This window comes from Sphaerochaeta sp. S2, assembly GCF_016406725.1.
In the GTDB taxonomy this organism is placed as follows: domain Bacteria; phylum Spirochaetota; class Spirochaetia; order Sphaerochaetales; family Sphaerochaetaceae; genus Sphaerochaeta.
Window position 1 is genome coordinate 1 of record NZ_JAEKNT010000115.1, and the last position, 10,944, is coordinate 10,944.

Below are 10,944 nucleotides of genomic sequence, written 5' to 3' on the forward strand. Positions count from 1 at the left end.
CAATGAACCCATGATTCCCAGCATCCCGCCATGGTGATGCCGGTTTCCCATGTCCAGGGACCAGACCCCAAGGCATGAAAACGGTCAGGTCTTACAAATCCTGCCCAAAATACTTGATATTTGCTGTTACCCAACACTCGAACCTCTGGTATTTTCCCAGAAATCCTGCCAGTTCCCTAAAAATTTCTCAAATGACATTTTCCCTGCCGGTTGACACACCCTGTAGATACAGGGGGGACCATGCTAGAGCAGGTCTATGTGCCTTACATCTCATTTTAAATAAAAAATACAATTTCACTGAGTTGTTTTCTTGTATTCTGGAAAGCAATCAATGAGAATACATAGATATGTTGTTACTGATAAAGATTGTAGGGATAGTTGTCATCCTGGTTTTGGCTGTTGTATTGGTAGTGTTTGCTGGATCTTTCATCAATCATAGAATTCAATTGCAGAAAGAAACAGAAGCATTTCCACCTCCTGGGACATTGGTTACTGTTGATGGTGTCACCATGCATCTGTATGCCCAAGGGAATGCAGATACCACTTTGGTGTTTTTGGCCGGCCATGGAACCAGTTGCCCTACATTGGACTTCAAGCCTTTATGGTCTCGATTAGTGGATACATTTACGATTGTTGTAGTGGAGCGAGCGGGCTATGGATGGAGTTCGGTTTCGAAGTCTCCTCGGGATATTGATACAGTACTCGAACAAACACGAACTGCCTTGCAGATTGCCAGCCACACTGCACCGTATGTGTTAATCCCTCATTCCATGAGTGGACTTGAAGCGCTCCGTTGGGCACAGAAATACCCAGATGAAGTACAGGCAATAATTGGATTGGACCCCAGTACACCAAAGGCAATACACACGCTTCCTAAAATACAGAATTCACAGTTGTCTGCTCTTCAGTTCATCTCAAAGATCGGACTCACGCGCCTCATTCCCGAATCTGATATGAAGAAAAACCTACCACTGCTTGATTCCGATGCCCTCTCTGATGCTGACAAGGCGAGTTATCGGGCAATGTTCTACCGAAGTACAGTTACCTCCGACATGATCCGTGAAGCAGAAGCAGTTGGGGAGAATTCAAAGATTGTGGACCAATTCGGAGTACCGATTGAAACACCTATGCATTTCTTTCTTTCAGAAGAGCAGGACCGTATGGCCTCAGGTTGGATAGAGACGGCAACCACCTATCTGTCCTCCGTGAAAGAAAGTTCTTATACGATTCTTACAACCGACCACTATGTTCACCATAATAAAGCTGATCTTATTACGTTGGAAGTAAAGCGTTTTCTCAATCACCTGTAGGTGCAATTGCCTCTCATGAATGTTGAAAAGCAGAGACCAATTATTCGAGATATTTCTGCAGCTACCCAACCCCAAGAAAAGCATCGCTAATTTCATTCAATATCAAGAATTCAAAAAAATCTTTATCTTTGCCGATTTTTTGCATGCCAAGTGATTGACTCAACTGGAGAAATACCTAATTATTGGGCTGAATTTTAAAGGAGGCTGCCATGCAAGCAAGCATCAATTCTTATCAGTCTCTTAGCCTCTCCACTCCAGCCTAGAATCTCCTATAGGCCTACCATGTAGGCGTAGTTTGCCACCGATCCAGGGAATGGCGTATGCTGACCTGGACGGGTAGTTATCTTTTCTTTCAGGAGGTTTCGCCATGAGCAGACCTACCACCAAGCATGTTATCATCATTTTGCTGACCATCTTCAGCATGATCGCCCTTCTCGGTTGCCAGAAGTCCGAGACGAATGATTCAAAGAGCAGCAGCAAAAAGCTCTATGTCTACAACTGGTCCTACTATACTCCCGATTCAGTCATCGCCTCGTTTGAAGAGGAATTCGGTGTAGATGTAATTCTCGATTACTTTGCATCCAATGAAGAGATGTTCACCAAGCTTATGGCTTCCTCAGGGGCTGGCTATGATGTCATATTCCCCAGTGGGGATTATGTCTCCATCATGAAAAATCTCGATATGCTGGAAAAAATAGACACCACCAAGATGGACAACCTACAATACATCTCCCCGCTCGCCTTGGAAAAGGCTACCTATGACCCTGAAATGGAATACTCGGTTCCCTACTACCTTGGTGCCAGTGGAATTGCCGTCAACAAGGAGATGGTCAGCAATTATGAGAAGAGCTGGAACATCTTTGCTGATGAGCGCTACAAGGACCGTATGGTGATGATGGATGATATGCGGGAGGTCATTGGTGATGCACTTGCCTATCTGGGCTATTCAGTCAACACCACAAACCCAGCCGAGCTCGAGGAAGCACGGATACTGATCAACACCGAGTGGAAACCAAATCTGGTCAAATTCGATGCAGAAGGGTTTGCGAAGGGCTTCGCCAGCGGTGAGTACTGGATCGCACATGGCTACGCAGAGGCAATCTTTGAGGAGCTTCAGGAATCCCAGTGGGACAATGTGGACTTCTTCCTCCCTTCCGATGGAGGACCAATGTATATTGACTCGATGTGTATCCCCAAAGGAGCCAGGAACTATGACCTTGCCCTTGAGTTCATCAACTATATCCACAAGCCGGAGAACTATGCACAGTTCCTCGACCGGTTCCACTTCCCTTCCTCGGTGAACATGGAAGCCGAGCAGTACCGCACAACCACCCCGTTCTATACCGTTGATATGCTCACCTCCTATGAGTTGAAGGATGACCTGGGAGCAAGCTTGGAAATGTACAACAAGGCGTGGGAGAGCATCCGTTATGTTGATTGACCTACTCTCTCCTTAGAGGGTACAGTCATGGGTAAGCGGAGGTCTCTATGCAATGCTTTACCCATGACACCTATATTTCACCTTTTTCTTGGCGTTATGCAAGTGAGGAAATGCGAACTGTATTCAGTGAGGAGCATAAGAGAAAGCTCCTGAGAAAGGTTTGGGTTGCCCTTGCAAGCGCCCAGGCAGAAGCTGGTCTCGTAAAAGCGGAACAGCTCTCTGAATTGATCGCACACCAAGAAGACATAGATATCGAGAGAGCCAGCGAGATTGAGGCTGAGATCCACCATGACCTTATGGCGGAGATCAAGACCTTCGCAGAACAATGCCCCAATGCTGGCTCTATCATTCATCTTGGGGCAACCAGCATGGACATCCTGGACAACATGGATGCGATGCGCCTGAAGCAAGCCCTCACCCTGATCATCGAAAAAACCAAGACGCTGCTCTCCCTTTTCGTAGAGAAGATGGAGCGTTATGCAGATACCCCTTGCATGGCCTTTACCCATATCCAACCCGCAGAACCCACCACGGTAGGATATCGTCTTGCCCAGACTGCCCAGGACCTCAAAGAGGACCTTGAAGGTCTCCTGGCCGTACAGGCATCGGTTCGTGGCAAGGGAATGAAGGGAGCTGTAGGTACCAGTGCAAGTTATACGGAGTTGCTCAAGGACCGTTCGTTGTCTGCCATGGAAATGGAACAACGGGTCATGGAAAACCTTGGACTGGAAGCGTTCACCGCTGCCACCCAGGTCTATCCCCGCAAGCAGGATTATCGAGTAGGGACAGCACTCAGTTCACTTGCCTGTACCCTCTATAAGTTCTTTATTGACTTCCGTCTGCTCCAGAGCCCACCCATTGGGGAGTGGAGTGAACCCTTCGGAGCAAAGCAGGTAGGCTCTTCAGCGATGCCGTTCAAACGCAATCCGATAAACAGCGAAAAGATTGACAGCCTCTGCAGGTATATCTCCGCACAGAGCGAGGTACTCTGGCAGAACGCTGCATCCACCCTTCTTGAGCGCACACTCGATGACAGTGCAAACCGTCGTCTGGTGCTTCCCGATATGTTCCTTGCCCTGGATGAAGTGCTCCTCACGGCCAATAAGGTGGTCAGCGGAATGCAGATCCACCAAAGTGGCATTGCGCGTAATCTTGAGGCGTACGGTATCTTTGCTGCAAGTGAACGCCTTTTGATGGAACTGGGAAGAAAAGGTGCCAATCGGCAGGAGATGCATGAACTTATCAGGGAGTACAGCCTGAAAGCTTGGGCAGAGGTACAAGAGGGTAAGCCAAATACCTTGAAGGATATGCTCACCCAGGATGAGACAGTCCTCTCTTTTCTATCCAAGGAAGCAGCTCTTGAGACACTTGATGCCACCCAATATATTGGGGACAGTGCCCTTCGTACCCGCTTGGTAGCTCAGGAGATTATGTCCATTCTCAACCAATGACGATCAGACCGGTAAAGATCAGGTAATAGATTGCCATACGGGGGAAACGGATAAGGCTGGCAAGCAAGAAGTGATGAACCTTCAGTTCCAGTATCCCTGCCACCGTGCAGATGGTAGAGAAAGGAAGCGGGGTCAATCCACTGATGACAATGGCCCAGATTCCATACTTGGTGATGATCTGCTCGGTATGGGTTCCTGACTGTTTGAGCACCCACTTCCTGAAGATGGGAATAAGGCCGACAAGTCTCCCAAAGAGATAGGCGAAGAACGCTCCTGCTACTGAGCTCGCACCCATTACCAGGATAGCCAGTGCTGGATGCCACTCCATCACAAATGGCCACATCAAATCCACTGAGAGAGGTAGTACAAAGAGGTCTACGATGAATACGTAGATTGCAACGCCGTGAACCCCGAAGTTCTCAATGAACTGCTGCACCACTACGTTCTGGTCCCAGCCTGAAAGCCGGTAGTACCTAAGGCCAATGAAATACATCCCAAAGATGAAAAGCATCAGGAGAAAGGTACGTAGGAGCAGCTTTCGTACATCCAGCGACCCATCCTCCTTGAGATAGGTTTCTTTCTTGAACAGTGATCTCAACCACATGGGTATCTTCATACCAGTAGATCCTTGAATGTCTTGAGCAGGATAAGCCCTTCTCCTGTTCCCACTCCTTGGTAGAGAGGAGGCTTTCCACCTCCCTTTCCGGCAATGGTTGAGAGCAGGTTCTGCCGTTGCTTGGAGAAATTCAACAAGAACTCCGCTTCCCCAACCAGGGCAATGAGCCAGAGGACCTGCTCACCATTTTGCTGTACGGCACAGAGAGCCAGGTTTTCAAACGCTGTTGCTGCCTTGCCGATGTCCTTGAGAGAGAGTCCTTCCTCCACTTCCCAAAGCACAACTGGCGTTCCTTTTTCCTCAGGTGCTCCTGCAATGTGTTTCTCCAACTCCAGAAGTGCCAGCCGTTCATTGCACTTCTTTAGTGCACTCTTATCAGAAGAGGCTTGGGTGACGGCCTTACTTGCTGTCTCAACCAATTCTTCCACGGGGGAAGAGAAGAGAGCACCAAGCTGTTCTACGATACGCTCCTTCTTTCTAATCTCTTCCCGGGCAATTGCTCCAATGGTGAAGATGAGTCTGACATGTCCCCTGATCATCTCCTGCCCCTCATAGTGGAAGAGATCTATCTCCTTGGTGTTTGCAACGTGAAGTCCACCGCAGGCAACAGTGTCGATATCATCAACGACCACCAGTCTTACCCCGTCCCCTTCTACCTTGATCGATCTTCTCAGGTCCAAGGCCTGTGCGCTTTGCTGGGTATGTACTTCATAGGAGACAGGCTTTGCTTCCCGTACACTCTGGTTCACCAGATCCTCCAAGGCATAGCAGACAGTGAGTGGAATATCCTTCCTATCGGTCTCTATGGTAAGGATTCTCTCTCCCTGATGCACACTGACAGTGGCTATGGAGAAGTGGTGGAACAGCAATCCACTGGCCACATGCTGGGCTGTGTGCATCTGCATATAGTGGTAACGGTGTTCCCAGTCAAGGACAATGTCCACCGTGTCTCCAACGGAGAAGTCTGGGTCTGCCACCTGATGGTAGATGGTATGATCATCATCCTTGATGGTATCAAGGAGGGGCTTCCCTGCAATGGTGCCCCTGTCTCCTGCCTGGCCTCCCCCCTCTGGGTAGCAGATGGTTTTGTCCAAGACTACTCCCTTTTCTGTGATGGAGGTGACAACGGCCTGAAGTGTCCGCTGATAGGGTTCTTCATAATAAATAGGCTTTGAATGCATGTTCAGTCCTTTGATTTCAATGGAGTGTTTGCTCGTCGTCCACCGGCAAGGCAGTATTTGCCACGGGAAGGTGGAAGTTGTATTTGATCGCAACGATGCGAATCAGGAAGACTACACTACTCGCTATGATGAATTTGCTCAAGAGTCCGAGTCCCGTCATCTCGAGTGCCAAGTAAAGGATACCCCCCAAGAGACTTGCTGTCGCGTAAAAGTCACTGGTAAGTACGGTTGGAATTGAGCGGCTCATGACATCACGAACAACCCCTCCTCCGACTGCAGAAAAGACACCACAAAGCAACTGCCCCACCGGTCCAATGCCAAACATAGCCCCTTTTGCAACTCCAAGGGCAGTGAAGACTCCCAGGCCAAGGGAATCGGCAAAGAGGATTACTCTCCAACGCCCGACAAACTTGGGAGCAAGGAAGAATACAGCCAGACCAGTACCGACGCAAATGAGTATATAGGCACTGTTGGAAAAGGCCGCCACCGGGGTTGCCCCAATTGCTGCATCCCTGAGCATGCCTCCCCCACATCCGACTGTACAGGCAAATACGACAACTCCCAGAATGTCCAACTTGAGCCGAACTCCTTTTACTGCACCGGTTATGGCAAAGATAAAGGTTCCCAGTAGGTCAAAGATATAGATGATGTTTTGCTCCAGTTCCATGGGTTGAGGGTACCACCAAACCATGACTTGTCCAAGATGGAGAACTGTACTATCTTTACTAAGGTCTAGAGGAGAACGTTATGGCAATTATCAAATCTGCATGGGAACTGGCCCTGGAGAAGACAGAAAACTTACAGGCCGACCCGAAGAAAATCAAGAAAGAACAGCTCGTCAAGGAGGGCAGACAACTTGCAGCAACCTTCCTCATGGATATAGATGCCACAAAGGAAGGAACTGTAAAGCAGTATGCTTCCTATGCTGGTGAAGAGAAAGACTCAGTCAAGGAAGGAATGGTTATCACATTCCTGTCAAACCTATCCCTGCCACGTAGTGCTGCCTACAAGGAATCCTTTTCCAAGGTCCTGGAACTGGGAGAAATTCTCGGTGACGGAAATGAGGAACTGAAAGAGATGCTTGGGCAACTGGAGGGATTCTTCAGCCAATATCTGGAGAATCAGGAAGACCTGATTGAGCGGATGAAGCAACAGTTTGCTCCCCATCTCCAGCAAAAACAGGCTCAGTTGCAACAGCAGTACGGTCCAAATTTCACACTCCGTCCAGAGCAGGATCCTGAGTTCATGAAGCTTCTTGAGAAGCAGCTTGGTCAGTTGGATGAGCAGTACACCAATATCCTGAACCAGGTGAAGGACCAGATCAAACAGATTCTGGGCGTTGCGTAAACCAAAGAGATAGTCTGATAGAGAAAGCCTTCCGCTCGTCGGGAGGCTTTTTGCAATTCATAAAGGAGAGGCCATCCTCCAGCAACGCAAGAGAGTGGCCTCTATATATGAAAAAGTGTGTATGAAGATCTTAGTTCCAGTACTTCTCCATCCGCTTAACCAGGCTCTTTCTATAGCCTTCCCAGTCAGTGATGGGTTTCTCAGCCAATCCTTCCTCACAGGCAGCCTTTGCAACAGCAACAGCTTCCCATTCAATGACACGAGGGTCAAAAGGCTTGGGAACAATGTAGTTACGGCCGAAGCTGAACTTCTGGCCACCATAGGCCTTCTCTACCGAGGCAGGAACAGGTTCCTTTGCCAGAGCAGCCAAGGCCTTTGCTGCTGCCATCTTCATTCCTTCGCTGATAACCACTGAACGGACATCCAGAGCACCACGGAAGATGAAGGGGAAACCAAGCACGTTGTTGATCTGGTTGGGGTAGTCACTCCTACCAGTTGCCATGATCAGGTCATCCCTGGTCTCCATCGCCAGCTCGTAGGCAATTTCAGGATTTGGATTGCTCATTGCGAAAACCACAGGATCCTTTGCCATGGAAAGCAACATCTCAGGGGTTACGCAATCTGCAACAGAAAGTCCCATAAGTACATCTGCATCCACCAGTGCCTCTGCAAGGGTTCTTGCAGGCAAATCGGTTGCAAATTCTTCCTTCTCAGGAGTCATACCTGCGGCTCTTCCCTTATAGATGACACCCTTGCTGTCGCACATGAGAATATTCTCTCTCTTCACTCCAGCAGCAATAAACATCTTTCCACAAGAGATACCAGCTGCACCTGCACCGTTGACCACAACCTTGACCTCTTCCAATTTCTTGCCGCCAATCTCACAACTGTTCATCAAGCCAGCAGTTGCGATAATTGCGGTACCATGCTGGTCATCATGGAAGATGGGAATGTTGCAACTCTTGATCAACTCCTGCTCTATACGGAAGCATTCAGGTCCCTTGATATCCTCAAGGTTTACACCACCGAAGGTAGGACTCATGGTCTTCACGATATCGATGATCTTATCTGGATCCTTGGTGTCGAGCTCGATGTCAAAGACGTCGATATCCGCAAATCTCTTGAACAGTACTCCCTTACCTTCCATAACAGGCTTGCTTGCCAATGCTCCGCGGTCACCAAGACCGAGGATGGCGGTTCCGTTGGAAATAACTGCCACGAGGTTACCCTTCGAGGTATACTTGTAGGCATCCTCCGGTTTCTCTGCAATTGCCAAGACCGGCTTGGCAACTCCAGGGGTATATGCCAGACCCAGCTCATCAGCAGTCTGACAGGGCTTGGAGGGAACTACGGATACCTTTCCAGGAACTCCGTCTTTCATATGGTAATCGAGCGCGCGCTTGGTCAAATCATCTTGCATAGTAACAACTCCTGTTTATTTTTCAAAATCCCACTGATAGTCCATCTTGAACCGGTCACGAAGGGTGATCATGACCTTCTGGAGGCTTGGAGGAACCGGGCATCCATGTTCCTTTCTATACTGGTACGCCAGGTGCTCTTTCTCTCCTGCTGTGAAGATGTAATCTTCCCCTGGTGCCTTCTTGCTGGCTCGAAGCTCACGACAGATGGTTCCAGCTATGCGCTTGAAGGTTTCCAATCCCATGAAGAACTCTGGGTTGATGGCGATGAAGAAGTGCCCAAGTGGATACGGGATGGGCTTATGCTCTTCATCAAATCCATTGAGAGCCTTCATCCAGGAACCATCCTGTAAGGCAGCTGAGAGAATCTCAACCACGGTTGCATACCCGAAGCCCTTATAGCCTCCGGTCATCTCCCCGATTCCGCCAAGCGGAGTGAGGGCAGCCATGCCTGTGGTCAGGTCCTTGAGCACCTGCTGCGTATCGGTCCTGGTCTTTCCTTCATGGTCGAGTACCCAACCTTCAGGCAATTCCTTTCCTGCACGGCCATATACTTCAATCTTTCCTCGCTGGGAGACACTGGTTGCACAGTCCAGCACGAAGGGGAACTCCTCATCGGTTGGGATACCGAAGGTTAGCGGGTTGGTCCCGAGCATATTCTCTACGCCATGCGTGGGAGCAATGGATGGACGGGCATTGGTGCCTGTGATTCCGATCATTCCTGCCTCAGTAGCCATGGTGGCATAGTAGCCAGCAATACCGTAGTGGTTGGAGTTGCGTACAGCAACCATACCAAGACCATACTTCTTTGCCTTCTCGATTGCCATTTCCATTGCCTTGTAGCCGGCAACGTGTCCCATTCCATTGTGGGCATCGAGAACTGCTGTTGCTGCCTGATCCTTCAAGACCTCGATCTCTGTGACAGGATTCATTATCCCGATGTCAATGCGGTCGATGTAGATTGGCTTCAGTCTTCCGATTCCATGGCTGTCAATTCCACGTTTGTCACTTGCGATCAGTACATCACCGATGATCTTTGCATCATCTTTGGGTACTCCTGCATGTACCAAGGCTTCTTCCATGAACTTTTCCAATTCACCGAAAGGGATCCATGCACAATCTTCATACTGCTCTGCATACTCATCCATATACTTCATACGGCACTCCTTGTATTGGTTGCTACGATAATTTCCAGACTCTCTGGAATCTCCATTTGCTGTACTATTTCTGCTCCCTTTTCATCCGTTACCAGGGCATCGACCTGGTCAAGGGAGACAGTCTTGAAGTTTGACACCACCCCAATCTTGTTGCTTGCTGCAACGACAAACACCTTACCTACCGTGTGCTCTATCATGGCTCTGGTAGTCTCAGCCTCCTCCAGGATTGGAGTGGTAAGTCCTGCTGATGGGGAAAACCCATCCACACCTATGATGGCTTTGTTTGCATGTATCTGGCTTACAATCAGGGAAGAGAGGGAACCTGAAACTGAATGGCTTCTGTTTCGGTAGATGCCACCGGCAAGTATGAGCCTGATGTGTTCACTCTCTTTACAGAGGTAGACTGCATCTATGTTGTTGGTGACGATGGTTACCCGCTTCTCCAAGGATGCTACGGCCCTGATCACTTCAAACGTCGTGGAACCACTATTGATATAGAGGGTATCGCCTTCTTCCACGAAAGAGGCAACAGTCTCTGCGATTGCAGCTTTCTCCTGGGGGTATTCACTTGCTTTCTGTAGATAGTCAGGTTCCACTGGAAGATTTCTTCTGGCCGTTGCCCCTCCATGGGTACGTTCTACCAAGCCCTTCTTTGCAAGGTGGTCCAAATCTCGTCTGATGGTTAGTTCACTGACAGAAAATTGTTCCGCAAGCAAGCTGACCGTTACACTCCCCTCCTGACGGATGAGAGTGAGAATATCATGCTGTCTGCTTGCTGGTATGTTTGACATGAACGCTTCCTTGAATGTTTTTGAACTTTTTACCTGCTATACACCCAGAATACAATCATAAACGTTCATTTGTCAATGGAAGATTGTAAGAAACACACCGAACAAACTGCTAAGAGCCAAGAAAGAATCCAATCCTACTTGATTATCGCCCGAAAACCTGTTATGTTCATCTTGCAACGAGCATTGGTGCCATACCCAAGTGGTAAGGGAAAGGTCTGCAAAACCTTGATAC

General features: G+C 48.9%; 10 protein-coding genes. 4 read left to right on the forward strand and 6 right to left on the reverse strand.

Annotation, left to right across the window (positions count from 1 at the left end):
- The first annotated feature begins 347 nt into the window (after window positions 1-347).
- From JF818_RS03225 to purB, 3 genes are all read left to right on the forward strand, one after another.
- Window positions 348-1,310: an alpha/beta fold hydrolase gene (locus JF818_RS03225; RefSeq protein WP_198890545.1), complete on the forward strand. Its 963-nt coding sequence runs from the start codon at window positions 348-350 to the stop codon at window positions 1,308-1,310.
- Between the two features lie 367 nt (window positions 1,311-1,677).
- Complete coding sequence (locus tag JF818_RS03230; protein ID WP_198890546.1) at window positions 1,678-2,751, forward strand: extracellular solute-binding protein; 1,074 nt, start codon at window positions 1,678-1,680, stop codon at window positions 2,749-2,751.
- Window positions 2,752-2,798: 47 nt separating this feature from the next.
- A complete protein-coding gene (gene purB, locus JF818_RS03235; protein ID WP_198890547.1) occupies window positions 2,799-4,202 on the forward strand; it encodes an adenylosuccinate lyase in 1,404 nt (467 codons plus the stop codon).
- On the opposite strand, the gene JF818_RS03240 is transcribed toward purB, so the two are convergent.
- From JF818_RS03240 to JF818_RS03250, 3 genes are read right to left on the reverse strand one after another with little or no spacing between them, the layout of a single operon-like run.
- On the reverse strand, window positions 4,192-4,818 hold the full coding sequence (locus JF818_RS03240; protein ID WP_198890548.1) for a YqaA family protein: 627 nt from the start codon (window positions 4,816-4,818) through the stop codon (window positions 4,192-4,194). The genes purB and JF818_RS03240 overlap by 11 nt on opposite strands.
- Entirely contained in the window at window positions 4,815-5,999 is a 1,185-nt protein-coding gene (locus tag JF818_RS03245; protein WP_198890549.1) for an alanyl-tRNA editing protein, read from the reverse strand. Before JF818_RS03245 ends, JF818_RS03240 begins: the two co-directional genes overlap by 4 nt.
- 16 nt (window positions 6,000-6,015) lie before the next feature.
- Window positions 6,016-6,666, reverse strand: coding sequence for a trimeric intracellular cation channel family protein (locus JF818_RS03250; protein WP_198890550.1), 651 nt, complete (start codon window positions 6,664-6,666; stop codon window positions 6,016-6,018).
- Between the two features lie 80 nt (window positions 6,667-6,746).
- Here JF818_RS03250 and JF818_RS03255 point away from each other — a divergent pair, with 80 nt between their 5' ends.
- Window positions 6,747-7,346, forward strand: coding sequence for a DUF6657 family protein (locus tag JF818_RS03255; RefSeq protein ID WP_198890551.1), 600 nt, complete (start codon window positions 6,747-6,749; stop codon window positions 7,344-7,346).
- Window positions 7,347-7,476: 130 nt separating this feature from the next.
- On the opposite strand, the gene JF818_RS03260 is transcribed toward JF818_RS03255, so the two are convergent.
- The 3 genes from JF818_RS03260 to JF818_RS03270 are packed head-to-tail and all read right to left on the reverse strand — an operon-like array spanning window position 7,477 to window position 10,712.
- Entirely contained in the window at window positions 7,477-8,766 is a 1,290-nt protein-coding gene (locus JF818_RS03260) for a malic enzyme-like NAD(P)-binding protein (protein WP_198890552.1), read from the reverse strand.
- Window positions 8,767-8,781: 15 nt separating this feature from the next.
- Window positions 8,782-9,921 (reverse strand): Ldh family oxidoreductase, encoded by a 1,140-nt coding sequence (locus JF818_RS03265; RefSeq protein ID WP_198890553.1) that lies wholly within the window; start codon window positions 9,919-9,921, stop codon window positions 8,782-8,784.
- Window positions 9,918-10,712: a DeoR/GlpR family DNA-binding transcription regulator gene (locus JF818_RS03270; RefSeq protein ID WP_198890554.1), complete on the reverse strand. Its 795-nt coding sequence runs from the start codon at window positions 10,710-10,712 to the stop codon at window positions 9,918-9,920. The genes JF818_RS03265 and JF818_RS03270 overlap by 4 nt, the downstream gene beginning before the upstream one ends.
- Window positions 10,713-10,944 lie beyond the last annotated feature (232 nt).

Bases quoted from the DNA above. Each gene is read 5' to 3' on its own strand.
- JF818_RS03260 (WP_198890552.1), bottom strand. From the start codon at position 8,766: ATGCAAGATGATTTGACCAAGCGCGCGCTCGATTACCATATGAAAGAC.
- JF818_RS03265 (WP_198890553.1), bottom strand. From the start codon at position 9,921: ATGAAGTATATGGATGAGTATGCAGAGCAGTATGAAGATTGTGCATGG.
- JF818_RS03230 (WP_198890546.1), top strand. From the start codon at position 1,678: ATGAGCAGACCTACCACCAAGCATGTTATCATCATTTTGCTGACCATC.
- JF818_RS03240 (WP_198890548.1), bottom strand. From the start codon at position 4,818: ATGAAGATACCCATGTGGTTGAGATCACTGTTCAAGAAAGAAACCTAT.
- purB (WP_198890547.1), top strand. From the start codon at position 2,799: ATGCAATGCTTTACCCATGACACCTATATTTCACCTTTTTCTTGGCGT.
- JF818_RS03250 (WP_198890550.1), bottom strand. From the start codon at position 6,666: ATGGAACTGGAGCAAAACATCATCTATATCTTTGACCTACTGGGAACC.
- JF818_RS03270 (WP_198890554.1), bottom strand. From the start codon at position 10,712: ATGTCAAACATACCAGCAAGCAGACAGCATGATATTCTCACTCTCATC.
- JF818_RS03255 (WP_198890551.1), top strand. From the start codon at position 6,747: ATGGCAATTATCAAATCTGCATGGGAACTGGCCCTGGAGAAGACAGAA.
- JF818_RS03225 (WP_198890545.1), top strand. From the start codon at position 348: ATGTTGTTACTGATAAAGATTGTAGGGATAGTTGTCATCCTGGTTTTG.
- JF818_RS03245 (WP_198890549.1), bottom strand. From the start codon at position 5,999: ATGCATTCAAAGCCTATTTATTATGAAGAACCCTATCAGCGGACACTT.